The sequence below is a fragment of the Aeromonas simiae genome (genome assembly GCF_014892695.1).
Lineage (GTDB): Bacteria > Pseudomonadota > Gammaproteobacteria > Enterobacterales > Aeromonadaceae > Aeromonas > Aeromonas simiae.
Genome location: NZ_CP040449.1, coordinates 3,917,501 through 3,941,013 on the forward strand (window position 1 = coordinate 3,917,501; position 23,513 = coordinate 3,941,013).

Consider the following 23,513-nt stretch of genomic DNA (forward strand, 5'->3'; position numbering starts at 1 on the left):
GTGAACGAACCTCTGGTGTTCGGGTTGTCACGCCAGTGGCACTGCCCGGTAGCTAAGTTCGGAATCGATAACCGCTGAAAGCATCTAAGCGGGAAGCGAGCCCTGAGATGAGTCATCCCTGACCCCTTGAGGGTCCTAAAGGGCCGTTGGAGACCACAACGTTGATAGGCGGGGTGTGTAAGCGCAGCGATGCGTTGAGCTAACCCGTACTAATTACCCGTGAGGCTTAACCATACAACACCCAAGAAGTGTTTTGAGCGCTTGTGACAAGCGAGAACGACTTTAGTGCTTGCGATGGGTATCGTGAGTGCACTCAGCTTTTCGGATTACGATTTTGCCTGGCGGCCATAGCGCGGTGGACCCACCTGTTCCCATGCCGAACACAGAAGTGAAACGCTGTAGCGCCGATGGTAGTGTGGCAGATGCCATGCGAGAGTAGGACACTGCCAGGCACCCAATTTAGAGATGACGCGGCGCGTTGTTTCGACCGGTTTTGTGCTGATATGGCTCAGTCGGTAGAGCGCATCCTTGGTAAGGATGAGGTCCCCAGTTCGATTCTGGGTATCAGCACCATATAAAGAAGGCCTTCCCAAACGGGAAGGCCTTTTTGCATTGGTTCTAGCGCAAGCATCCATATCATGGGCCTGTGCACCTTCTTAAAGGCAGGCGATGAGATTGCAGAGGGGGCTTTCACCGCTGGACGGGGCCCATCCAGAGAAGCCCTGAGGAGTCCTCAGGGCTTTCTGTTTTCAGACATCATCCAAAATGAAAGAGCCCCACCTGAAGGAAGGGCTCTTGCATGGAAAGCATCTTGGTTCATCTAGAGGAGAACCGCGAACCGATGCTCTCTTAGTGGCGACACAGTCGGTGAGCGTTGAGGTAGTAGCGTGTTTGGCCGCTACGCTCGCGCTTTACCAGAGCCACGATTTCATCGTCGCGTCGGTATTCCCAGCTCTCTTTGATCATGTCGAGCGGCGGGTTGCTGTGGATCCCCATGGTGCTCAGGTATTCGTGGAATTGGCTTGCGTTGCCGATTTCAGTAAGACGTCCGTTCATGTTATGTCTCCTCGTTTGCTGCCAAGAAGGATAATTCCGACCCGCTGTATAAAAGCTGAACATACTCATTTTTTGGTAGCGTTTTCAGATTGGCACTATGAGATGACAGGATGGCGACGTTCCCGTTAAGGTTGCTAACAGCTCGTTCCTACTCCTGCCTACTCATTGCAAGGACAATGTCATGCTGATTCAGAATCTCCGCCTGTCGGGCCAGGAAGGCCTATGGCAAATCTTGTGTGAGCAGGGTGTCTTACGCGCCATCATGCCCATGGGGCAGGCGCTACCGGCAGCCACCGTGTTGGATGCGGAGGGGGGGCTGGCGATTCCGCCTTTCATCGAACCCCATATCCATCTCGATACAACCCAGACCGCCGGTGAGCCAAGCTGGAACCGCTCGGGCACACTGTTTGAAGGGATCGAACGCTGGGCCGAGCGTAAGGCGCTGTTGACCCATGACGACGTCAAGCGCCGTGCAACCCAGACCCTCAAGTGGCAGATCGCCAACGGCATCCAGTTTGTACGCACCCATGTCGATGTCTCCGATCCCCATCTGGTTGCCCTCAAGGCGATGCTGGAGGTGCGAGAAGAGATGAAGGAGTGGGTGGAGCTGCAGATCGTCGCTTTTCCCCAGGAGGGGATCCGCTCCTACCCGAATGGGCTGAGTCTGTTGGAGGAGGCGCTGCGCCTCGGTGCCGATGTGGTGGGGGCAATTCCTCATTTCGAATTTACCCGCGAGTACGGGGTTGAGAGTCTGCACCGTATGTTCGAGCTGGCCGAGCGCTACGATACCCTGATCGATGTGCACTGTGACGAGATTGACGATGAGCAGTCGCGTTTCGTCGAGACATTGGCCACCCTGGCGCTGGAGCGTGGCTGGGGCGAGCGGGTCACGGCCAGCCACACCACCGCCATGCACTCCTACAACGGGGCCTACACCTCGCGCCTGTTCCGTCTGCTGCGCCTATCGGGCATCAACTTCGTGGCCAATCCCTTGGTGAACATCCACTTGCAGGGGCGCTTTGATAGCTACCCCAAGCGGCGCGGTATCACCCGGGTCAAGGAGATGCTGGAGAGCGGTATCAACGTCTGCTTCGGTCATGACGACGTGTATGACCCCTGGTATCCCCTGGGCACCGGCAACCTGCTACAGGTGCTGCACATGGGGCTGCATGTCTGCCAACTGATGGGCTACGAGCAGATCGACAAGGGGCTCGATCTCATCACCCACCACAGTGCCCGCACCCTGCACATTCAGGATCGCTACGGTCTGGAGGAGGGCAAGCCGGCCAACTTATTGATCCTGCCGGCCGACAGCGGTTTCGACGCGGTGCGCCGCCAAGTGCCGGTGCGTTACTCGATTCGCCACGGCAAGGTGATCGCGCAGACTTGCCCCGCCACGACCACCTTGCAGCTCGGCACCACTGAGGTGGTCGACTTTCGCCGCTGAGCCTCGCGATTAATTGCCGCCCCTGTCGCGGTGGCTGTCGAGGGGGCATAATGGGCCCAATTTTCATGAGGAGTGACTGATGCAAACCTGGCTGCTGATCGCCGCCGGCGGGGCCGTGGGAGCCTGCCTGCGTTTTGGGATCGGAGAGTTGATGGCCTGGCTGCTGGGCCGCCACTTCCCCTATGGCACCCTGACCGTCAACCTCGTCGGCTCTTTCATCATGGGGCTGGCCTATGCCCTGATCAGCCACGGCCACGTGCTGGAGCACCCGCTCAAGCCGCTGCTGATGGTGGGTATCCTCGGGGCGCTGACCACCTTCTCATCGTTCGCCCTCGATACCATGGTGCTGATGCAGCATGGTGACTGGTTCAAAGCCGGTCTCAACATTCTGCTCAACGTGGCGCTTTGCCTGCTGATGGTTTACGTCGCCATGCAGCTGGTCCCCGCCCGGGGTTGAGGTGTCCGGATGCGGCGAGCTCTGATAAACTGGCGCCCTATCTTTGGTCTACAGGTACATCAGGATGTCTGAGCAGGCTGCCACCACCCATTTTGGCTTCAAAACCGTCGCCGCCGAGGAGAAGGAAACGCTGGTTGCCAGTGTGTTCCACTCGGTCGCTGCCAAGTACGATCTGATGAACGATCTGATGTCGTTCGGCATTCATCGTCTGTGGAAGCGATTCACCATCGACTGCTCCGGCGTCCGCAAGGGGCAGAGGGTGCTGGATCTGGCCGGCGGAACCGGTGACCTGACCGCCAAGTTCTCCCGCATCGTCGGCGAGAGCGGTCAGGTGGTGCTGGCCGACATCAACGACTCCATGCTCAAGGTGGGCCGCGACAAGCTGCGTAACCTCGGTATCGCGGGCAATGTCTCCTATGTACAGGCCAACGCCGAGGCACTGCCGTTCCCCGATAACCACTTCGATCTCATCACCATCGGCTTTGGCCTGCGCAACGTCACCGACAAGGATAAAGCCCTGGCCTCCATGTTCCGGGTGCTCAAGCCGGGCGGACGCCTGCTGGTGCTGGAGTTCTCCAAGCCCGAGAGCGAGGTGATGGCCAAGCTGTATGACCTCTACTCCTTCAAGTTGCTGCCCAAGATGGGCGAGATCGTGGCCAATGACAGCGAAAGCTATCAATACCTGGCCGAGTCGATCCGCATGCACCCTGACCAGGAGACCCTCAAGGGGATGATGGCGAAGGTGGGGTTCGAGGAGGTGGAGTACTACAACCTGACGCAGGGCATCGTTGCTCTGCACCGCGGTTACAAGTTCTAGGTCGCCCCCATGCCGATGGATGCCCTCATCACCGCGGCGGTCGAGACCGCCTGCAACCAGTTGCTGGCCCGCGATACCAGCGCCGCCGAGCGCCAGAAGAAACTGATTGGCAAGACCCTGCGCCTCGATGTGCGCGAGCTCAAGCCGCTCTGGTTTATCTTCTCCTCCGGCCGGGTCGACGTGCTGGCCCGCTATGAGGGAGAGGCCGACGCCGGGCTCTCCCTGTCGCTCTCGGCCCTCGGTCTGTTGCGAGACCCCTCGGCCCTGACCCGCTATATCCGTGAGGAGCGCCTCGATATCGAAGGCGATCCCCAGTTGGTGCAAGCCTTTGGCAGCCTGTTCGGCGAGCTGGCCATCGATTGGGAGGAGCAGTTGTCGCGCTATACCGGCGATGTGCTGGCTCACACCCTGTTTGCCGGTGCCCGCAAGGCCCGCTCCCTGCTTGGGCTCGAGTTGCGGCGCAGCCGCACCCAGCTGGCAGAGTATCTCACCGAGGAGTTGCGTCTGGCCCCTGGCCCCCTCGAGGTGGCGAGTTTCGGCGATGACGTGGAGGCACTGGCGAGCCGGCTCAAGGCAACCGAGCTGCGGCTGGCCCGCCTCGAAGCTAAGGTGGCCTGATGACCCCGAAGGAGTTTTCCCGCCTCTACCAGATCACCCGCATCCTGCTCGAGCACGGCATCGATGAACTGGTGCCGGCGCGCTATCAGCCCTGGCCGGGCCGGTTGGCACGCCGCAGCCTGTTCTGGTTGAAAAACCGCAGCGGTGAGCACAGCCGTGGCGCGCGGATCCGCCTCGCCTTCGAGGCCCTCGGCCCCATCTTCATCAAATTTGGTCAGATGCTCTCGACCCGGCGCGACCTGTTGCCGCCGGACATCGCCGAGGAGCTGGCGCTGCTGCAAGATCGGGTGCCGCCCTTTTGCGGCCAGGAGGCGCGGCGCCAGATTGAGGCGGCTCTGGGGGCTCCCATCGAGAGCCTGTTCGACGATTTCGATGAGACGCCGCTGGCGTCAGCCTCGATCGCCCAGGTGCACACGGCGCGGTTGAAGGAGAATGGCCGCGAGATCGTCATCAAGGTGATCCGCCCCGATATCGAGACCACCATAGAGGCGGATCTGCGGCTGATGATGGCGATGGCCCGTCTGGTGGCCCGCTTCGTGCCCCAGAGCTCGCGCCTGCGTCCGGTCGAGGTGGTGGAAGAGTACCGCAAGACCATAGAGGGCGAGCTCAACCTGATGCGCGAGGCGGCCAACGCCATCCAACTGCGCCGCAACTTCACCGGCTCCGACGCCCTCTACGTGCCCGAGGTGTTCACCGACTACTGTCGCCAGCAGGTGCTGGTGATGGAGCGCATCTACGGCATCCCGGTCTCCGACCTCGCCGCACTCGAAGCCAATGGCACCAACATGAAGCTGCTGGCCGAGCGCGGGGTCGAGGTCTTCTTCACCCAGGTGTTTCGTGACAGCTTCTTCCACGCCGACATGCACCCGGGCAACATCTTCGTCTCGTATGAGCACCCGGAGAACCCGCTCTGGATCGGCATCGACTGCGGCATCGTCGGCACGCTCAACCGGGAAGACAAGCGCTACCTGGCCGAGAACTTTCTTGCCTTCTTCAACCGCGACTACCAGCGGGTGGCGCAGCTGCACGTGGAGTCGGGCTGGGTGCCCGCCGACACCAAGGTCGAGGAGTTTGAGTTCGCCATCCGCACCGTGCTGGAGCCCATCTTCGAGAAGCCACTCGACCAGATCTCGTTTGGCCATGTGCTGCTTAACCTGTTCAACACCGCCCGTCGTTTCCACATGACGGTGCAGCCGCAGCTGGTGCTGCTGCAAAAGACCCTGCTCTATGTCGAAGGGCTGGGGCGTCAGCTCTATCCTCAGTTGGATCTGTGGCAGACCGCCAAACCCTTCCTCGAGCGCTGGATGCGCGAGCAAGTTGGCCCTAAAGCGGTATTGAATGCCATTCGGGAAAAGGCACCCTATTGGGCAGAGAAATTGCCGGAGCTACCGGAACTGGTCTATGAGACCCTGCGCCAGACCCGCAGTCAGCAACACCATTTTGATCGGCTGTTCGACGAGTTTCGCCGTCACAGCCGCCGCCAGGGACAGGCACGCTATCTGCTCGGCATGGGGGCAACCCTGTTGCTGGGCGGCATCATTCTCCACTCGGTGCATCAGCCCGATTGGGGGAGCACGAGCCTGGTTGCCGCGGCGGCCTGCTGGCTGGCCGGCTGGCTCAAGGCTCGTTCCCACTAACACAACAACGGCGCGCCCCGACGAGCGCACAAGGAGACACACATGGGTGGTATCAGTATTTGGCAACTTCTCATCATCGGTCTGATCGTGGTGCTGCTGTTCGGCACCAAGAAGCTGCGCGGTATCGGCGGTGATCTGGGTGCGGCCGTGAAGGGCTTCAAGAAGGCGATGTCCGACGATGAGCCGGCGGCCCCTTCCCGCGATGCCGACTTCGAGCAGAAGAAGATCGCCGAGCAGGGCCAGACCCCGCAGGATGCCCAGCAGCAGAAAGACAAAGATCAGGCCTAAACCATGTTCGACATCGGTTTCTGGGAGCTGATCCTGGTCGGTGTGGTCGCCCTGTTGGTGCTCGGCCCCGAGCGGCTGCCGGTGGCAGTGCGGACGCTGGCTCACTGGATCAAGCTCATCCGTAGCACCGCCAACGCGGTGAAGGCGGAGCTGACCGAGGAGCTGCGCATCCAGGAGCTACACAACGACCTGAAGAAGGCCGAGCAGCTCAACATGCAGAACTTAAGCCCGGATCTGCAAGCGTCGCTCGATGAACTGCGCTCTGCGGCGGCGTCGGTCAACCGCCCCTACGCCCAGCCGGAGGCCACACCGGAAGCGGCGCAGGCGGAGTCGCTCACCACGCTCAATCCTGCTCCTGCTGCCGAGCCCGTCACGGCGAAGCCAGAGGATCAGGATAAGCAGGAGGCCAAGCCATGAGTCATCCGCAGGGCGAACAGCCTCTCATCACCCACCTGATCGAGCTGCGCACCCGTTTGCTGCGCTCATTGGCGGCCATCGTGCTGGTGTTCCTGGCGCTGGTCTACTTCTCCAACGCCATCTACGACTTTGTCGCCCAGCCGCTGCTCAGCCAGCTGCCGGAGGGCACCAGCATGATCGCCACCGACGTGGCGACGCCGTTTTTGACGCCCATCAAGCTGACCCTGGTGGTTGCCTTCTTTGCCGCCATCCCCTACCTGCTCTATCAGGCATGGGCCTTCATCGCCCCCGGCCTGTACCAGCATGAACGGCGCCTCATCATGCCCCTGGTGGCCTCCAGTGCGGTGCTGTTCTACACCGGCATGGCGTTTGCCTACTACGTGGTGTTCCCGCTGGTGTTCGGTTTCTTCACCAGCACGGCGCCCACCGGGGTGACCGTGGCCACCGACATCGCCAGCTACCTCGATTTTGTGCTGACCCTGTTCTTTGCATTCGGGGTGGCGTTCGAGATCCCGGTGGCCACCATACTGCTGTGCTGGACCGGGGTGACCACCCCGAAGAGCCTGAAGGAGAAGCGCCCCTACGTCATCGTCGGGGTGTTCGTGGTCGGCATGCTGTTGACGCCGCCCGATGTCTTCTCCCAGACCCTGCTGGCGATCCCCATGTGGGCGCTGTGGGAGCTCGGCCTCTTCTTCGCTCGCTTCTACGTGCGTAAAGAGGAGCGTCAGGAAGACGCATCACAGGAGGGGGGCTGAGGCCCCCTTCCTCTTTTCAGGGCCGATCATGAGGCGTATGGTAAGGCCCGACCAAAAAGATAGATACCGTTTGAGGGTATTCGGGAGCACGAGCCGACCATGATCGACATAGGGGTGAACCTCACCAGCAGCCAGTTTGCCAATGAGCAGGAGGAGGTGGTCTCCCGCGCCCGCGAGGCCGGGGTCGAGGCCCTGATCCTGACCGGCACCGATCTGGCTGGCAGCCGCGACAGCGCCGCCCTGGCGGCTCGCTGGCCGGGGTTCGCCTTTGCCACCGCAGGGGTTCACCCCCATGACGCCAAGAGCGTAGATGCCGCGACCTGGCCTGCCCTGCGCACGCTGGCGGCCCAGCCCCAGGTGGTGGCCATCGGTGAGTGTGGTCTCGACTACAATCGCGACTTCTCGCCCCGGCCGGTGCAGGACGCCGTCTTCGATGCCCAGCTGGCGCTTGCCGCCGAGCTGGGGATGCCGGTGTTTCTCCACTGCCGTGATGCGCACCACCGCTTTGTCGAGATCCTGCGCCCCTGGCTATCCCGTTTGCCGGGCGCCGTGCTGCACTGCTTTACCGGCTCGGATGCTGAGCTGGACGAGTGTCTGGCCCTCGGGTTGCACATCGGGGTCACCGGCTGGATCTGCGACGAGCGGCGCGGCGATGACCTGCGGCGCCAGGTGGCGCGCATTCCCGCCGGCCGCTTGCTGATCGAGACCGACGCCCCCTATCTGGTGCCACGGGATATCCGTCCGCGCCCCAAACGCAACGAACCCGCTTTCTTGCCGCACATCGCCCGCGTGGTGGCGGCTTGCCGCAACGAGACGCCCGAGGCCCTGCTGGCCCATAGCCGGGCCGCCTCGGTGGCCTTGTTCCAACTTCCACTCTAGGAGACCAGCTTATGGCCATTACCCTGCCGGGCACCTTCCCGGGCCGCCGTCTGCGCCGTGCCCGCGCCACCGATTTCAGCCGTCGCCTGATGCGCGAGAACCTGCTGACGGTCGATGACCTCATCTATCCCATGTTTGTGCTGGAGGGGGAGAATCGCCGCGAGGGGGTGGCTTCCATGCCGGGAGTGGAGCGGGTTTCCATCGATCTGCTGCTCAAAGAGGCGGCCGAGCTGGTCGCCCTCGGCGTGCCGGCCGTGGCCCTGTTCCCGGTCACCCCGCTGGAGCAGAAAAGCCTGCTGGCGGAAGAGGCCTATAACCCGGAGGGGCTGGCCCAGCGCGCGACCCGCGCCCTCAAGGCCCATTTTCCCGAGCTGGGGGTCATCACCGACGTGGCGCTGGACCCGTTCACCACCCACGGCCAGGATGGCATCATCGACGAGCAGGGTTACGTGATGAATGACATCACCACCCAGATCCTGGTCAAGCAGGCGCTCTCCCATGCCGCCGCCGGGGCCGACATGGTGGCCCCCTCCGACATGATGGATGGGCGTATCGGGGCGATCCGGGCTGCGCTGGAGGCCAACGGCTTCGTCAACACCCAGATCATGGCCTACTCGGCCAAGTACGCCTCCCACTACTACGGCCCGTTCCGCGATGCGGTCGGCTCGGCTGGCAACCTGGGCAAGAGCAACAAGGCGACTTACCAGATGGACCCGGCCAACAGCGATGAGGCGCTGCACGAGGTGGCGCTTGATATCAGTGAGGGGGCCGACAGCGTCATGGTGAAACCGGGCATGCCATATCTCGACGTGATCCGCCGGGTCAAGGATCAGTTCGGCGTGCCGACCTACGCCTATCAGGTGAGCGGCGAGTACGCCATGCACATGGCTGCCATTCAGAACGGCTGGCTGAAAGAGCGGGAGTGCATCATGGAGTCGCTGGTCTGCTTCAAGCGCGCCGGTGCCGACGGCATCCTCACCTACTTCGCCAAGCGGGTGGCGCAGTGGTTGCAGGAAGAGCGCCGCTAAGGGACGCAGTCCAACAAAAAGGGGAGCCATCGGCTCCCCTTTCTCATGGCGGCAAGTGGTCAGCGCATGGTGCTGGCTTACTCCCACATTACAACGGCACAGAAAATCTGGAAACCCTTACAATGCTTGGTGTTGATATCGGAATCTTGGGTTTCCAGAGTTTGTGTTAAATGGTCCTCATCAGTGAGTATTTTTAATAACTTTTTCCAGATCTCTAAGCAAGCGAGCTTACATGTACTTCATTCTACGATTATTGAAAGCTGGCATCGTTCCTTCAAGTACATCAACTACCTTGTTATTGATTATGTTGCACTCAATAGCCCCAGGTGTGTATGTGATTTTATGACCATTTGTTCTGTCAAATTCGCAATGAATTATCTGCTCTGCATCGCACACAACGGCGAGGTTTGGATTATGTGTAACCATAATGATCTGTCGCTTTTGTTTTGCTTCAGTTAAGACAGGTACAAGTAGGCTAACAATTGTTTCATTATCTAAGTTTTCTTCCGGTTGATCCAAGATAATAGGTGTATTGCCTTTATCTACTAGTAGATAGAAGATTAATAGCAATGCGCCTCTTTGGCCTGGAGAAAGCTGTCCAATATGTGCACCTTGAAACATCAATGTGTACCTTGGCTCTAGATAACTCAGGCCAAATATGAGGTCATAAACTTCATTTGATGAACGATCTTTACGCAAAAGAGATGCTATTCCAGCGGGATTCTTAGACGCATCTTCTAGTTTTTTATATAACTCCAGAATAAAGCTAATAAGCGAGTCTTCATTATCAAGATCGTGTCTATCCATTAGCTCTTTGATTACTAACAGGCTTTCTGTCTCTCCTCTAAATTCTCCTGATGCTTGTTTTACTATAGAGAATAGTTTGTTTGAAATTTGATCTGTTGTACTACTTAGCTCTGCCCTAAATTGCAACTTATATTCATCACGGATCAGGGCGTTGCTTTGGATAAGAGATTCAACTGGCTCAAAAAGTGCTTCGCGATTCGCCTTTTGCTCATCAAGAGCTCTGAATATTTGACGGGTTAGTTGCACTCGTTGTTCAAGTAACTCTTGTCTTTGAATTGGAAGAAGATCTAATTGGGCTTTTCTATACTTTACACCCTCTAATGAGTCGGGCTCATCTTTAGTTCCCAACAATGAATTTTTCTTTTCTTCCCAAGCTTTAACTTGTTCTTTATATTGCTGAAATGCTAGTTGAGGTGCATTTAGTTGCGCGTTTAGTGGGATTTTATTATCAGTAAGGGATTGCTTCTTAGCATCAATATCTAATTGACTTTCTTTTAGTTCGCTGTCCCGCTTAGTACAAGCTTGTCCTAAATCTGAAATGACTTTTTCATCAATTTTTAGCGTAACTAGCTTTTCTACATCCAGGCCTAGAAGTTGGGCGTCAGAGCTAAATTCAGATGTAAATTGACTTAATGCACGTTTGACAATTTCAAAACCCGCTTCGATGTTCTTACATGCTTTTTTCTTAGCAGCTAGCTTTGTTAACTCTTCTCGATTTGCTTCATGCTGGCGCTGTAACTCTTCTAGTTCTTGGCTAATCGATGCAAGCTGATCCGCTACTTTTTGTTGTTCCGCAGTAAGCTCATTCTTTGGCTCAGGAACCGCTTCGGGCTTAACTTTAGTGAGTTCTTGCAGTAGCCTCTGCTTTTGAGCCAATAGTTCTTCGAGAATTTTCCGTGCTTCATCTGTCATTTGACTTTCAAGGTAAGATATCTGTTCATTAACCTTGTGCAATGTACTGCGATAGCTTTCAAGCTTACTTCGAAGTGAACTTTCTTGCTTTTCAATAAGCTGGTCAAAGTCATGAGCACCTAAGCGAATAGAGTCATCAGCATGTGAGAAAATAACAGTTCTCAGCTCCTTTTCGAATGCATCTGACTGGCCAGACACATGCGCATTACATAGTTCTTCAAAATGGCCTTGGGGAATATACTTTACGAGTTCAACGTTTTCAGTTGCTGGATTTTCATTTAGATTTTTTTCCAGTACTTTTCCATCACCCCATATTACTTTTGCATTGAAATTACTTGCTGGCTCGCCAGTCTTCCCTCTGAATCGATTCTCTTTTAAAAAAGAGAAGTGGTGGCTTTGTTTTGAGTTCCCAAGTAAAGCTGCAATATCAGCCAATGCGCTTTTGCCACTACCTTTATTACCTATAATTGCCACTAAATCATGGTTTATAAATAATTGTGTTTGGTCGAGCCAAGAGTCGTTAAGTGATGATTTAGGTGATTTGTTTACTTCTATTCTTTCAATGAAACGGCTTTTATTTTCACTCACTAGTTTTCGTTTTGGGGGCATACTACCAATAAAGGATCGCTTTGCTGGTTCTTTTATCGCTTGCTTTAATCCTTCAAATGTAGGATTTGCTTTTATCCACGTTGCTTTTTCTGATGGGTAGTCACCATATCCTCTACGGTCATTATTTCCAGGTTCTCCTCTGAATCTATGAGCGTCACTACCTGAAACTGCAAGCCGGGGGGAATTATTTAGTGCTGTTTGAAAAGCATCAAACCAACGCTGATTTTCAGTGACTCTGACACCTGCGAACGCAGCCCATGTTGCGTAGTCTCTTGTTTCAAATATTGGGGAGGACTTAAAAAGGGTTAAAGAATACGCGTAGTGTTCGTTACGTTCGATTTCAGTAAGACCATCGTTAGTATTAAAGGGCATGTAACCGATAGCTTGGTTTTCACTCACGCTACTAATAGCTTTTTGGTAGCTTTCGCATGTGACCTCAGCAATTTTTGATCCGGCCTCGAGAGCCTTACTCTCAGATTGAGTAACACTCTGTTGATCAAACCCATGATGGCGTAACTTATCTTGTGGAGCACTTCTCGCAATTTGTATCAAGGCGGTATCGGACAACGGTCTATCTATAAGAGCAAGCTGTAATTTGCTTTTAAAATCAATTAGTTCCTGGTCAGGTATTTTGTCAGAAAAAAGAACGTGTGCATTTAGTCTTCCCCTCATGGGAGCCATTAAACGTAACTCAATACCAGGAAATACGGTTTTCTCTAGTTTGGGGGCATCAGCTTGTTTTAGACGATGTTTTAAGGCAAACCATCCATCAAAAGTCCAGTAATCCATAATTGCAAATACCGCGGGCTCAGCTGCATTCATTGCTAGGATCATTTCGTCTACTAAAGATGCATTTTCTGGTGCGTATGGATTCGAGTTAAACCTTGGGCCGTTCCAATGAAAAGATGCTGGTGTGTGAATATGTAGATCCCACTTACGCCATTCAGAACCAAGAGGATATTTACTACTGGCCATTTACTAGTCCTTGTATGTCAAAAGAGCTTGTTTGTGAACTCGCTCAAAAATCATTGAAATTAGCATTTGCAGCTGCTGGTGAGCATCTCGACCTTGCATGTCTTGTTCAGCTGCCATAATGAATAAACTGGGGGTCATAACTTGAAACCATCATGTGAGCCGTCAGATAGGTCAACATGAAGACAGAGTTTTCCTCCGCCTGATTCAACAATTTGTTTCAACCGCTGTAGGCTATCGACCGTACAGCTATCAATTTGGAAACTTGCATCAGCACCGATACGCTTTAGTAGCTCCATCAGACGAAGCTGAATCAACTGCTTCGACGCTATCTCTTTAGCGATGTAAACGACCTCTTGAGGCTGCTCTGCAATGATGTCTTCAAGTTTTCTACCCATCTTCTCTGCCTTTGAGGTTAAGCAGGAAAACTTTCACATGTGAAAGTTTTCCTGGCTCTATTTGTTTGGCTAGTTTAGCTAGCAAAGGGCAGTAAAACTAGCTCAGGTATACAATCACTTGATTCTCACAATCTGGCTCTGTTTGAGCTCAACTATCTGAAGTTCAAGATCTTCAATACGTGAAAGAGCACTCCTTAGAGCATGACTTAGTTGATGATGTTCTGCGGCCATTGACGTTAATCTTTGGGTCAATACAGCAACTTTTTCACGATACTGAATTTTTATCTTTCTTTCTTGGTTGCGCTTTTCTCTCAAAATCTCGACATCGGACTGAACTGCTGTATCAGGCGTAAGGCACTTTAGCTTTTGTACTTCTGATTGAACTCTGAGCTTGAAATCTGGGTAGTAATAGCAACTGCCATTTCCTAATCCGGCTTCTTCCTCTACAGCTCGAACCGATAATTTACGGTGATCGGGTATTCGTTTGGTTTTTCGTTCGATGATTCGCAGCAAAGCTGCTTCAAGCTTGAGAAGTGTATTTTCTGACTTTTTCATAAATCGATAACCTGCAATGGGTGCTGATATTTTTCAAATTTCAGTCCAAAATCATTCAACACTTTCTCAGCAGCTCGAATCTGTGTAATACAGTGAGCATACTCTGCATGGCTAACATCGGATTGCTGCTTCAGATAGCTACTCAACGCTTGATGTTTCTTTTGCCACCACGACGCTTTTTTATCATCCACGACGCTACCACCGCCACGACAATCGACGCAGAATGCGGCATTTATTACTCCATCCATGTCACATTCATAGCCATTTTTACAATAGCTATGTAGGGTGCCATGTAAAGTTAATCGTTTCTCTTTAATCAATCGATACAAGCTATCCCAGTTGCTATAGATCACAGGTTTGTCGTCACGCATGGCGACAATAGCCTTACCAAAGCTTCCCGTTAGCTTTTCATCACTATTGAACCATTTATCAAAGTACGCCGTTGTTTGTTCAAGTTTTACTTCGTTGAGCAAGTTAATTAGCTCACTGTCTACCTTTATATCCTGTAGGCGGGATTCGATTGCGCCATTGCTATACCATTCACTCATGCGAACATGGATATGTTTGAATTGTTGCTTAATAGATATAGGGTGGCCCAGTCCGTTGCGGACGGCAAAACATGCAAAAGTGCGTCGAAATTGATGTGTAAGGAAAGGCCAAGGCTTACCCAGTTTAACTTTGTCTTCTATGGCCCCGCCATTCTTGGGATTGAGTTGGCGGCATTCGGACAATGCTTTTTCATCAACGATTGCACCAACTCTTTTTGCATAGTTTTTTAGTTTGTCGTTCCATTTTGTGCGAGATATGAGGATTGGCAAGTTTTTCCGTTGTGCTTGGCTAAGCCATAAGTTACTTGATATTTCCAATAATTTATCAACTTGCCCAGGATCGCTACTATGTGCTGCAAGTTTTACCAATTGTTCACGGGCACATGCACTTAATGAAATTGCGAGCGATATGGCTTTTTCTACGATAGGGCTGGTGAGCCACTCTTCTTTTTTTCTACCAGCAGCAAGCTTATGCGTTGCCGCTGATATAGAGTGAAATATTTGTCCGTTGATAGAGTAAGTGCGAAAACTATCCTCATGGAGTTCAAACAGTTCGCTAACTCTCATCCCGCTGAATGCGCCACAACATACAAAACAAGCGGCTTGAAGATTCGCTCGCCATGTAAATAGCCAGTTCCCATCAACACTATTATCTGGTAGTAATCCTGTTCCACCAAGATGTTCCATGATGATTTCAGATTGCGAACGAGGAGTCGCTTTGTTGATTTCCTCAACGTATTTTTTGCTATTAAGCCTGCCTTCCACATCATAAAGCCACTTCCATCTACCGATGGCTAGCTTATAGTCTACTGCTGCACGGCCAGTATCATAGTTTGATTGTAAATCGCGTTCGAGTTGGGCGAGTTTTGTCTTATGTGGCCATGCTTTTTCTACGTCACTGACAGCTTGGCCGTAAAGTAGGTTCACTAAATTTTGTGGTATGGCGAGTGCTTGTCTATGCTCTAATTTTTCTTGATCTGCAAGCTTTTTTGCCAGCTGTCTATAGTTGATGCTCGGTAATATTAACTGAAAAGGTAGCCACGGATTCAGCCTTTCAACTGATTGAATAGCTGTGAAAGCGAGTTCAAGAGTGCGTTTGCTTAATGACTCATTTTGCAAATCTATTTCAAACTTTTGCCAGACATCATGGTTGTTTAATTCACTAAAACTATTGGCTCCGTTATTTTTTAAGCTGACTAACGCTCTTTTTAAACCAATATTAAACCTAGATGTCAAAGTGGATAGTTTGCATTTATGTCCAAAACAATGCCCTTGTTCGTATAGCCAGCCATAGGCTATAAGTTTTGCTTCAAGAAGCAAGTTAGGCGAGTCAACTAAATAAGAGAAATCAAATTCTCTTTGGTTTTTATCACTGCCTTTATCCGAGGCATATGGGCTACAATCCCAGCGATTTTGGCCGAAGTATGCTCTTAATATTTGATGTTGATCTATGCATACAGGTACTTGGTTCAATTTGTCCCAGTTATGCTCTCTGACTAATCGTTCCACATCTTGGGTGTAAAGGCTGAGTGAACTAGGTGCTTCAATTGGCAAATGTAATAGTGGTTTCATTTCGTCTTCAGCTCATACTTATACTATCTACATCTATCCACAAAGGATGACGACCTTCATCTGCTAATTTTCTTTTAGCTTGCTGTACAATTTTGGGACTTAATTGTTTTAAGCGGAGGTCAATCTTTGCTAAGGCTTCGCCAAAATTTTTCTGATAATGAGCATTATCTATATGCAGGCATGCCGATTCTTCAATGCATTCGCGAAAGCTAAGAGCACACCATAAATCAGTTACCGATTCGACAAGCACTTGATGTCCGCAGCTCCAACATTTGATTAAATCGGCACATGCTAGATTTTCATTCTCAGTTATGAGTCCATGTGCTCGTGCTCTTGATGTAAACTTCTCAGCCATAGCGCCCATAGGATCTTTGCAGTAACTGCCGTGAGCACTACGAATGGGAGGAGATGCTCGTCGGATGTACGCTTCATAGGCAAGTACTTCCACTTTTTGTGCCTCTCTGACCTTTTGTTTTGCTGACTCCACACCTTGTCTGTCGCGAACGATCTGTTCCAAAGTTTGGCTTGTATCACGGTTCATCAGATCGTTTTCATGAGGGTTTCCACTTGAATATGCTAGGGCGATAGTCCTAGGTGTGTTATCCAGAAGAATCGCAGCTTCCAGTGTGCCTTTTAGTGCCAAAGTTAAATGACTACCCGTTGCTCTGAATCTCCTTGGTGTTGGCCATAATACGTCTCCTCGTTCATCAGTCATCGGGAAATATTTAGTTAACCAATTTGCTTTGAAGTCATTGAGCAGGCATCCACTCATCATCTGAACTTTTCTTTTTCGGTAGCTGTAAGCCGGTAACAGCAAACCATCAGGTTTAGGATCGACCAGTTTTGAGACAGTCATTAATTGGTCAAAAAACCGGGTTGCATACTTAGGAATTTCTAGCTTGTTATGATCCCCTAGCTCTACAGTGATAGTTTTAAATGCTCTACGTTTAAATGCTGGCATTTGATACCAATTGCTTGATATAGCATGTGTGCTAGTTTGTGGGCGTCTTAAGCTATATAAGACGGTACTGTTACTCCACGTGTAATAACTTAGGAGAAATGTTGCGACATAAAAAATTTTTGATGCACCACCGGCTACTGGATAATCTTTCCCCTTCCAAGAAAAAACCATTGTATGAGCGTTAGAACTTGCTTGAATATGAAACTCAGGATCGATAATAAATTGCTGATACAACTGCTTAAAAATACCTCTTAGCAACGGAAGCAATTGCTTTAAGTCAGCGTCACTATAGCCGCGTGTCGGCTCTGTTTGCGTGCGTCCTGACCGAACCCCTAGTGGATAGATGTGTCGCACGGGAAGATCTAGCCACTGGTATAAAGATGATAAATCCCCCCGTAGCTTGCTTTCTGTACTATCCTTGATCTCCCCAATCCGCTGACGGATGGAGTTATGTTCTAATTCTTTAACAAATGCCATTTCCGATAGCGGTTGAAGCGGTGGAGTTTGCGCATCACAAAACGCAAAATGTCTTCTAGCTGCGGTGAATGCGTTACCTTTGGTTGCTGGTGAAGCATCTTCCCTGCTCGTAATTGTGATAAACAGTCTCTGTGCTATATCATCACGGTCTAATAACTGAACATTTCCCTGCTTTATTTCATGTGTTTTAGGAACCCCGCGATATCTGTATCTATTAAAGTCCAAGAGGAGGTGTGCGTTTGCCCCGTTTCGTATGGGAATACAAAGATGTTCAACCCAGGGGGCTATTAATTTCAATGTCTTACTCATCAGCTTCCTCTAATGCTTGATGCATAATGCTGTCTAGTACAGATATTTTCTCTTTTAACGCTTCTTTTCTTTTGAGGTACTGTAAGTACTTCCATGTCGTGGATTCATTCTTATGTCCCATCCACCCCATCAGTAAGCTCAGTGCATTCGCAGGCTCAATACCCGCTTCAAGTAGGCTATGTAGTCGGTAGGTTGCATAACTACATCTAAGATCATGAAACTTATGCTCAAATTGTATTCCTGACTTAATTATTGAGCGGCGAACTTCTCCAAAGCGAGAGCCTATTGTGTTTGGATCATATGGATTACCTTGTTGGCTAATAAATAAGGGTTCGTATCGCTGGGCTGTGGTCAGGGCGTCGAGCTTTTCCTTTGAGACATGAAAAGAGTGGGACTTTTTTATGTCATTGATGCCTTTGTGGAACTCAATTTTGCTAAGAAGTTTGTCAAGTCGGCACATTCGCCGCTCACTAATGGCATAAGTTTTCAAATCTGATAAAAGGCGACTTGTTATCTCAATAGTTCGAGTTTTATTGTATTTTGTAGGTACACCATTACTTGGTCCTATTGTTAGCTCGAAATGAGTTATTGAACCTGAGCGTTGAACCGATTGTTCTAGTGCGGCCAAAGTCAATCCTGACGCTTCTTGGATACGTAAGCCGGATTGAGCTGCGAGCAAACAGATCAGCCTAAATTCGCAAGACACATTACGTAAATGTAGAGCTAAATGAGTGAGTGCAATTTGAGCTAAGGGCTTTAGCCCCCGAATATTCTTACTGGTTGAATCCTTCGGCGTTCTGATGCGCAAATCTGTAGTTTGGACCAGAAATTTAGGCATCATATGAGCCAGCATGTCGCTTCTCTGTATTCGTACAAATTCGATTTCGAAGGGCTTGTGTTTCTCGCTGATGTGGTAATAACGTTCATGTGCTGCCCATAAATAAAACTGGACGACATGGGTCATATACGTGTTTGCAGTTGAGTATGCCAGCTCACCAGCTTTAACGCTCTTGAGAAGTTTGTCATTCCTATATCGATATGTAGGCTTTAAACCCTTTGCTAATGGGAAGACATCCCAGATTAAATTTTCTGATTCTAGAAAATTCCAATAATGCAAAAGCGCTCTTGCGTAGGAACTTAGATTTTCAAGTCGTTTGTTCGCTTTAAGATGAATGAACCAGTGGTTTACTGGTGCAACATATCCCCAGTTTTGGTCATAAATAGTAGGCAATGACCCTAGATTTCGGCCATTCAGAAACTCTATAGGGTCCGTTTCAGTGATGATTTCACCACCTATATGTACGTCGTCTGATTTGATCAAGTAAGCCACGGGATGAACTTTGTAATAACTGTTGGTTCATCCAGTATCTGCTACTGCTATCAAGATCCTAAGGCCTGTAATGTACCAATTTGGACAGTTTGAACGCTTTCATTGAATGGTAAAAGTTGCTAGCACTTTCACATGTGAAAGTTTTTGGGATATATGTAGGAAAGATATATAGGTTCACACTGGCCGCAGACATCCTATCTGAGCCCGGTCACAGCTGAGTACTAAAGTATCATTCTAGCTGTAGCTCAGGTTGGGAATTCCGAGTTAAAGCCTTAACTCTAACTCGTCAGTTTCGGATAAAAATTTCTATGAGGTAATGCCCGCATTTGAGGTTTGGTTTGCAGCGCTGAGGAGAACCAATTCAACCACATACGCTTGTTATACGGATTTGACTGCATCAATTAATCCGTCGCCAAGCTTTACAAGGCAGTTTAGCAGTGTATCTACATCAATATTTTTAATAACAACCCTTTGCCCTACCACATAAGATCGATCGTTTGACTTCTCGATATATCGAGAATCCACAATACCGTCATTGTGCGCTAATAAATGCCTCTTCTGAAATAGAATATTAAGTGAGGAAAGCTCTTGATGACTAAGCCAATCACCATATCCATAATTAATAGTCTCTTGCCAAATCTGGCTACCCTGTTCTAAGCGCTGAAAGGCATTAAATGGCGGATTGTCATATTTTGAATAAAGACCCTCACAATATTTTTGAAACGCAGTGACGCCATCTAATATACAGCTTTCTAGTATAGAGCGACATGTCACTTCTGCTTCATCCAATCCGGCAACATCCGTTAATGCTTTTTTTATGACTTCAATATTTTTTTTCTTGCTTCTTATTTTACGGATAGCGTCAGAGTAATTTTGAGTGACAGAGTTTTCTCCACAGCATGGGCAAAAGAAGGCATTTCCAATTACTGAGAAGTGCGCAGCGCAGCTCTCACACTCAATTTCAAGTTCCATTTCATCAACTGCCTCTGCTGGCAGCGCATAAGTGCTTTTCTTTCCACCAGAAACTTTCATAGACACTGACAGAAACTTGTACTTGCTTTGTTTCCTATTAAATTTTTCTGCACCAGATACCAATGCATTATGAATGGTATTTTCAAGAACTCTCTTTGCCTCACCAAGGCAATGCTCAACTTGTGCTTTCGTGAACCACTGATCTGCCGGAGCTTGATGTCTACATAAAGGACACCAAACGGCTTCGTCTTTGAACAGGTTCGACCAATCTTCATGCTCAACTTTGAATAAGAATTCACAGCCCTCATTCGGGCACTGCTTATCAATAAATCCTTTTTTGTCCTTTTCTATAGGAATAGAAACTGAAGTTAATCCTTTTAAGGTCTTGCTTAAATCTTCAAACATTTATCACTTCCTCCTATTCCATATAACGTCCGCATTTACGGCTGTTTTTTGAGCGCGGCGGAAAACAGTCCAACAACATGTACATGTTATGTACTAAATGCTGTTAACAATGGCTAGGGCATCCGACCAACTGGTCTTATTTTCAATGTGCCTTTTAATCAATGCGCGATTGGATGCAACAACTGTTGGCCAACGCTTTTCCCAAACCTTGTAAGCATGCCAAGAATACCCAATGTAGTACTCTTTTCGCATCGTAGTCATTGAACGAAGAGTTGCTTTCAAAAACTGGCCTTCCATTGAAGTCCCTTGAATCTCCATTATTGATGCAAGGTATACCAACCATCCGGCAAGGTGCTCGTATTGCTCCCAAGCGTTATGTTCTAAAGTTAGCTCTCTCTTTGACTCAATAACCTCACCTAGCATTTCGACAACTCTTGCATCATTGAGGCTCAACCCTTCGGCCGATAGCGAAGAAATAATTCTGTAGAATGAGTCATCCAACTTTAAAAAGGCATCTTTAAAGTGAAAGCCCTCATGTACAACTTTTCGTATGCTCCTCAGTGAACGCTCTATGATTCTATCCACTTTGGGTATCTTGTTATTTAACTTTCGAAAAAAAATGTCAGTGTTAAGCCTATCAATTACCCGAATACCATAGCAGTGTGAATAGTAATCTTTTACGTGTTGATCTACAGCAGATCTAGAAACTAAAAAAATATTAGAACCAATCACATGGCTCTTAGAAAAACCTTTGTAATCACTAATTATTGCCTTTAAGTTAGTGTCGCCAAGTGAATAGCCTAAAATTACTACAGTGTTTTCATGTAGGACCGTACTCAATTTTCTTGAAAAATAAGAATCGCTGTTTATAAACCTAAAATAATCTTCAGATGTAACCACCATATTCTCTGGCGAGTCGACTGAGCCATGTACATGGTATACCTTCACATTGGCAGAGGACCTAGGTATAGGTCTTCCAGGAGTAATCGATTGACAGCTATTATCACCGGTCAACTTTTCAGCCAGCTTGTCATAGTTAGTGGTGATGACCCTAAAAGATCTACTTGAAAAAAACTCTTCAATTTCTTCTATTTCATCATCAAGGTCTACTTTCTCTATTAGTGCAGCTATTTCTTCGTGGATATTTTTATCAATAGCAGAAAATTTGATTGAGATGACCTGGGCAGCCTCTTCTAAACTAAGTTGCGCAGGTTTATCTTCAGGGAATAGGGACTCTTTTATTTCTTCTGGATTCGGCAATAGACCACATAGTTCTTCCAGTAACCCCTGCCAGCTTGGAGCTTCATTATCGGAAACAGCTTTAGAAAATCCAGTACCAGTAAATAGGCACAATCTATTTGTTGCGGCTGCATATGCAATTTCGAAATACTCGCTCAACATCCTCTCCTTTAGTCATTACGATCATAACGCAACAGCGCGGTTTACGGTGTCCGTTGCCGAGACTTGCTTTGTGAGTGACAGATTACGTAGGAGGTGCGCACGGTGATGGGCTTTTTGACTTCCTTGTATCTGAACTCTCCGTGTTCCGCCAACATTGAGAATGTTTGTTCCTCACTTGAAGCTGGCTGGCAGCGAGCAGGCTCGCTTGACTTGCGACGCTAACGCTTCAAGCTTGCTTGAAGGCGCAACATACTTAATAAGCGCTTATATACTGGTTAAGTAGTAACTCTGTCGCATTACTAAAATTTGGTCAATCTTTGCATGCCCGATTTAGCCTGAAATCACACTGCTGAATCGCCGCATTGGGGCATAAACGTGTTAGAAGAGACTGTGTATCGATGAGTCGATAAATAAAGGCCAGAGAACGATGCTCTGGCCTCTCAGTTTTTCTACAGTAAGAACGTGTGTAGGTGGGTTTTCTACATTAACCCCTCATAGTAACGAACTCCTCGGCACTGGTCGGGTGGATGGCGACGCAGTTATCGAAGTCGGCCTTGGTGGCCCCCATCTTCATGGCCACGCCGAAGCCTTGCAGGATCTCGTCCATGCCAAAGCCGATGCCGTGCAGACCGACCACCTTCTCTTCCGGGCCGGCGCACACCAGCTTCATGCGGGTGGGTTGGCGGTGCTGGGTGAGGGCCGAATACATGGCGGTGAACTGGCTCTTATAGACCTTGATGTTGGCCTCGCCATACTCGGCGATCGCTTCGGGCTCGGTCAGGCCTATGGTGCCGATAGGGGGGTGGCTGAACACCACGGTCGGGATCAGGGAGTAGTCGAGGTGCTCGTCCGGCTTGTTGTTGAAAAGACGCTCGGATAGGCGCCGACCGGCAGCCACGGCGACCGGGGTCAGTTGCACCCGCCCTGTGTTGTCGCCGACCGCATAGATGCCAGGGACCTGGGTGTTCTGGTACTTGTCGGTGGGGATGTAACCGCGCTCATCGGGTTCAATTCCGGTTGCGGCCAGATTGAGCTGGTCGGTGGCCGGCTCACGGCCGATGGCCCAGATGAGGCAGTCGACCGTCAGGTGGCGACCGTCTTCCAGATGCAGGGTCAGGCTGCCATCGGCGTTGCGAAGGAGCTCCTTGGGCTGCGCATGGGTGTGCAGCTTGGGCCCTTCCTGCGCCATCACCTCGACCAGGGTCTCCTGCACCATGGGGTCGAAGCTGCGCAGCGGCCCGTGCTTGCGCACCAGCAGGTGGGTCTCGGAGCCGAGTGCATGCAGCACGCCGGCGATCTCCACGGCGATGTAACCGGCGCCCACCACCGCCACTCGCTTGGGCTGTTCGGTCAGGGCGAAGAAGCCATCGGAGGTGATCCCCAATTCGGCGCCGGGAATGGCCGGGATCTCGGGACGGCCGCCGGTGGCGATGAGGATGTGGTCAGCACTGTAGCGCTCGCCGTTCACCTCGACGGTGTGGGCATCCACGAAGCGGGCAAAGCCGCGGATGACGGTGATGCCATTTTTGGCCAGCACGTTGTCGTAGGAGTGGTGAATCCGGCTGATGTAGGCCTGGCGCGACGCGATCAGCTTGCTCCAGCTGAAGTGGTTGAGGGTGGTGTCAAAGCCGTAGTCGGGGCCGTATTTCAGGGCATCGGCGATCTGTCCGGCAAACCACATGGCTTTTTTCGGCACGCAGCCCACGTTGACGCAGGTGCCCCCCAGCGCCTTGGCCTCGATCAGGGCGACCTTCTTACCGTGCATGGCGGCCCGATTGGCTGAGGCGATGCCCCCGCTGCCGCCACCAATGGCGATGTAGTCAAAATGCTGGGCCATAAGCTCAATTCTCCACTCGGGTTGTGATGGGCAAGAGATGGGGACGCCC

20 protein-coding genes, 1 tRNA gene and 2 rRNA genes (1 of these 23 cut by a window edge) are annotated in these 23,513 nt (G+C 50.8%); 13 read left to right on the forward strand and 10 right to left on the reverse strand.

The genetic code is table 11. From position 1 onward, the window contains the following. The 3 genes from FE240_RS18665 to FE240_RS18675 all read left to right on the forward strand — a co-directional run. A 23S ribosomal RNA gene (locus tag FE240_RS18665) occupies window positions 1-234 on the forward strand; it begins 2,656 nt to the left of the window's first position. 103 nt (window positions 235-337) lie between these two features. Continuing rightward, window positions 338-452 (forward strand): 5S ribosomal RNA (rrf, locus tag FE240_RS18670). Window positions 453-497: 45 nt separating this feature from the next. Next, a tRNA-Thr gene (locus tag FE240_RS18675) sits at window positions 498-573 on the forward strand. Between the two features lie 276 nt (window positions 574-849). Here FE240_RS18675 and FE240_RS18680 read toward each other — a convergent pair. After that, window positions 850-1,056, reverse strand: a complete 207-nt coding sequence (locus tag FE240_RS18680; protein ID WP_042044619.1) for a hypothetical protein — start codon at window positions 1,054-1,056, stop codon at window positions 850-852. A gap of 181 nt (window positions 1,057-1,237) precedes the next feature. Between FE240_RS18680 and FE240_RS18685 the strand changes: the two genes are divergently transcribed. From FE240_RS18685 to hemB, 10 genes are all read left to right on the forward strand, one after another. Further along, window positions 1,238-2,503: a cytosine deaminase gene (locus tag FE240_RS18685; protein WP_042044618.1), complete on the forward strand. Its 1,266-nt coding sequence runs from the start codon at window positions 1,238-1,240 to the stop codon at window positions 2,501-2,503. A gap of 79 nt (window positions 2,504-2,582) precedes the next feature. Beyond that, on the forward strand, window positions 2,583-2,960 hold the full coding sequence (gene crcB, locus FE240_RS18690; RefSeq protein WP_042044617.1) for a fluoride efflux transporter CrcB: 378 nt from the start codon (window positions 2,583-2,585) through the stop codon (window positions 2,958-2,960). A 64-nt stretch (window positions 2,961-3,024) separates the two neighbouring features. After that, window positions 3,025-3,777 (forward strand): bifunctional demethylmenaquinone methyltransferase/2-methoxy-6-polyprenyl-1,4-benzoquinol methylase UbiE, encoded by a 753-nt coding sequence (gene ubiE, locus FE240_RS18695; RefSeq protein WP_042044616.1) that lies wholly within the window; start codon window positions 3,025-3,027, stop codon window positions 3,775-3,777. 9 nt (window positions 3,778-3,786) lie between these two features. Beyond that, window positions 3,787-4,395, forward strand: coding sequence for a ubiquinone biosynthesis accessory factor UbiJ (locus FE240_RS18700; protein ID WP_042044614.1), 609 nt, complete (start codon window positions 3,787-3,789; stop codon window positions 4,393-4,395). Continuing rightward, complete coding sequence (gene ubiB / locus FE240_RS18705) at window positions 4,395-6,032, forward strand: ubiquinone biosynthesis regulatory protein kinase UbiB (RefSeq protein ID WP_042044612.1); 1,638 nt, start codon at window positions 4,395-4,397, stop codon at window positions 6,030-6,032. Before FE240_RS18700 ends, ubiB begins: the two co-directional genes overlap by 1 nt. A gap of 42 nt (window positions 6,033-6,074) precedes the next feature. Beyond that, window positions 6,075-6,320 carry a Sec-independent protein translocase subunit TatA gene (tatA, locus tag FE240_RS18710; RefSeq protein ID WP_042044610.1) on the forward strand — a complete coding sequence of 82 codons (246 nt, stop codon included), beginning with the start codon at window positions 6,075-6,077 and terminating at the stop codon, window positions 6,318-6,320. Between the two features lie 3 nt (window positions 6,321-6,323). Continuing rightward, window positions 6,324-6,737 (forward strand): Sec-independent protein translocase protein TatB, encoded by a 414-nt coding sequence (tatB, locus tag FE240_RS18715; RefSeq protein ID WP_042044609.1) that lies wholly within the window; start codon window positions 6,324-6,326, stop codon window positions 6,735-6,737. Further along, window positions 6,734-7,492, forward strand: a complete 759-nt coding sequence (gene tatC / locus FE240_RS18720; RefSeq protein WP_042044608.1) for a twin-arginine translocase subunit TatC — start codon at window positions 6,734-6,736, stop codon at window positions 7,490-7,492. Before tatB ends, tatC begins: the two co-directional genes overlap by 4 nt. A 99-nt stretch (window positions 7,493-7,591) precedes the next feature. Continuing rightward, a complete protein-coding gene (locus FE240_RS18725; RefSeq protein WP_042044607.1) occupies window positions 7,592-8,371 on the forward strand; it encodes a TatD family hydrolase in 780 nt (259 codons plus the stop codon). A gap of 11 nt (window positions 8,372-8,382) precedes the next feature. Next, complete coding sequence (gene hemB, locus FE240_RS18730; protein WP_193002863.1) at window positions 8,383-9,399, forward strand: porphobilinogen synthase; 1,017 nt, start codon at window positions 8,383-8,385, stop codon at window positions 9,397-9,399. A 228-nt stretch (window positions 9,400-9,627) separates the two neighbouring features. On the opposite strand, the gene FE240_RS18735 is transcribed toward hemB, so the two are convergent. The 9 genes from FE240_RS18735 to gorA all read right to left on the reverse strand — a co-directional run bounded on the left by FE240_RS18735 (window position 9,628) and on the right by gorA (window position 23,464). Beyond that, on the reverse strand, window positions 9,628-12,702 hold the full coding sequence (locus FE240_RS18735; protein ID WP_193002864.1) for a TrlF family AAA-like ATPase: 3,075 nt from the start codon (window positions 12,700-12,702) through the stop codon (window positions 9,628-9,630). 134 nt (window positions 12,703-12,836) lie between these two features. Next, on the reverse strand, window positions 12,837-13,097 hold the full coding sequence (locus tag FE240_RS18740) for a hypothetical protein (protein ID WP_193002865.1): 261 nt from the start codon (window positions 13,095-13,097) through the stop codon (window positions 12,837-12,839). 114 nt (window positions 13,098-13,211) lie between these two features. After that, on the reverse strand, window positions 13,212-13,652 hold the full coding sequence (locus tag FE240_RS18745; RefSeq protein ID WP_014611808.1) for a hypothetical protein: 441 nt from the start codon (window positions 13,650-13,652) through the stop codon (window positions 13,212-13,214). Continuing rightward, complete coding sequence (locus tag FE240_RS18750; protein WP_193002866.1) at window positions 13,649-15,772, reverse strand: hypothetical protein; 2,124 nt, start codon at window positions 15,770-15,772, stop codon at window positions 13,649-13,651. The genes FE240_RS18745 and FE240_RS18750 overlap by 4 nt, the downstream gene beginning before the upstream one ends. Before the next feature lie 7 nt (window positions 15,773-15,779). Further along, the gene (locus FE240_RS18755; RefSeq protein ID WP_193002867.1) at window positions 15,780-17,519 is read right to left on the reverse strand and encodes a hypothetical protein; all 1,740 of its coding nucleotides are present in this window, start codon (window positions 17,517-17,519) and stop codon (window positions 15,780-15,782) included. Continuing rightward, entirely contained in the window at window positions 17,512-18,849 is a 1,338-nt protein-coding gene (locus tag FE240_RS18760; RefSeq protein WP_193002868.1) for a site-specific integrase, read from the reverse strand. The genes FE240_RS18755 and FE240_RS18760 overlap by 8 nt, the downstream gene beginning before the upstream one ends. A 378-nt stretch (window positions 18,850-19,227) precedes the next feature. Next, a complete protein-coding gene (locus FE240_RS18765; protein WP_193002869.1) occupies window positions 19,228-20,226 on the reverse strand; it encodes a hypothetical protein in 999 nt (332 codons plus the stop codon). A gap of 93 nt (window positions 20,227-20,319) precedes the next feature. Beyond that, window positions 20,320-21,627: an SIR2 family NAD-dependent protein deacylase gene (locus tag FE240_RS18770; RefSeq protein WP_226798906.1), complete on the reverse strand. Its 1,308-nt coding sequence runs from the start codon at window positions 21,625-21,627 to the stop codon at window positions 20,320-20,322. A gap of 484 nt (window positions 21,628-22,111) precedes the next feature. Then, entirely contained in the window at window positions 22,112-23,464 is a 1,353-nt protein-coding gene (gene gorA / locus FE240_RS18775) for a glutathione-disulfide reductase (RefSeq protein ID WP_193002870.1), read from the reverse strand. Between the last annotated feature and the right edge of the window lie 49 nt (window positions 23,465-23,513).

What these genes read in the sequence shown, in the direction of transcription:
- FE240_RS18740 (WP_193002865.1), bottom strand. Translation starts at nt 13,097, where the DNA reads ATGGGTAGAAAACTTGAAGACATCATTGCAGAGCAGCCTCAAGAGGTC.
- FE240_RS18680 (WP_042044619.1), bottom strand. Translation starts at nt 1,056, where the DNA reads ATGAACGGACGTCTTACTGAAATCGGCAACGCAAGCCAATTCCACGAA.
- FE240_RS18685 (WP_042044618.1), top strand. Translation starts at nt 1,238, where the DNA reads ATGCTGATTCAGAATCTCCGCCTGTCGGGCCAGGAAGGCCTATGGCAA.
- FE240_RS18755 (WP_193002867.1), bottom strand. Translation starts at nt 17,519, where the DNA reads ATGAGTAAGACATTGAAATTAATAGCCCCCTGGGTTGAACATCTTTGT.
- FE240_RS18700 (WP_042044614.1), top strand. Translation starts at nt 3,787, where the DNA reads ATGCCGATGGATGCCCTCATCACCGCGGCGGTCGAGACCGCCTGCAAC.
- FE240_RS18735 (WP_193002864.1), bottom strand. Translation starts at nt 12,702, where the DNA reads ATGGCCAGTAGTAAATATCCTCTTGGTTCTGAATGGCGTAAGTGGGAT.
- tatA (WP_042044610.1), top strand. Translation starts at nt 6,075, where the DNA reads ATGGGTGGTATCAGTATTTGGCAACTTCTCATCATCGGTCTGATCGTG.
- tatC (WP_042044608.1), top strand. Translation starts at nt 6,734, where the DNA reads ATGAGTCATCCGCAGGGCGAACAGCCTCTCATCACCCACCTGATCGAG.
- FE240_RS18745 (WP_014611808.1), bottom strand. Translation starts at nt 13,652, where the DNA reads ATGAAAAAGTCAGAAAATACACTTCTCAAGCTTGAAGCAGCTTTGCTG.
- FE240_RS18750 (WP_193002866.1), bottom strand. Translation starts at nt 15,772, where the DNA reads ATGAAACCACTATTACATTTGCCAATTGAAGCACCTAGTTCACTCAGC.
- ubiB (WP_042044612.1), top strand. Translation starts at nt 4,395, where the DNA reads ATGACCCCGAAGGAGTTTTCCCGCCTCTACCAGATCACCCGCATCCTG.
- tatB (WP_042044609.1), top strand. Translation starts at nt 6,324, where the DNA reads ATGTTCGACATCGGTTTCTGGGAGCTGATCCTGGTCGGTGTGGTCGCC.
- hemB (WP_193002863.1), top strand. Translation starts at nt 8,383, where the DNA reads ATGGCCATTACCCTGCCGGGCACCTTCCCGGGCCGCCGTCTGCGCCGT.
- ubiE (WP_042044616.1), top strand. Translation starts at nt 3,025, where the DNA reads ATGTCTGAGCAGGCTGCCACCACCCATTTTGGCTTCAAAACCGTCGCC.
- FE240_RS18770 (WP_226798906.1), bottom strand. Translation starts at nt 21,627, where the DNA reads ATGTTGAGCGAGTATTTCGAAATTGCATATGCAGCCGCAACAAATAGA.
- gorA (WP_193002870.1), bottom strand. Translation starts at nt 23,464, where the DNA reads ATGGCCCAGCATTTTGACTACATCGCCATTGGTGGCGGCAGCGGGGGC.
- FE240_RS18725 (WP_042044607.1), top strand. Translation starts at nt 7,592, where the DNA reads ATGATCGACATAGGGGTGAACCTCACCAGCAGCCAGTTTGCCAATGAG.
- crcB (WP_042044617.1), top strand. Translation starts at nt 2,583, where the DNA reads ATGCAAACCTGGCTGCTGATCGCCGCCGGCGGGGCCGTGGGAGCCTGC.
- FE240_RS18765 (WP_193002869.1), bottom strand. Translation starts at nt 20,226, where the DNA reads ATGTTTGAAGATTTAAGCAAGACCTTAAAAGGATTAACTTCAGTTTCT.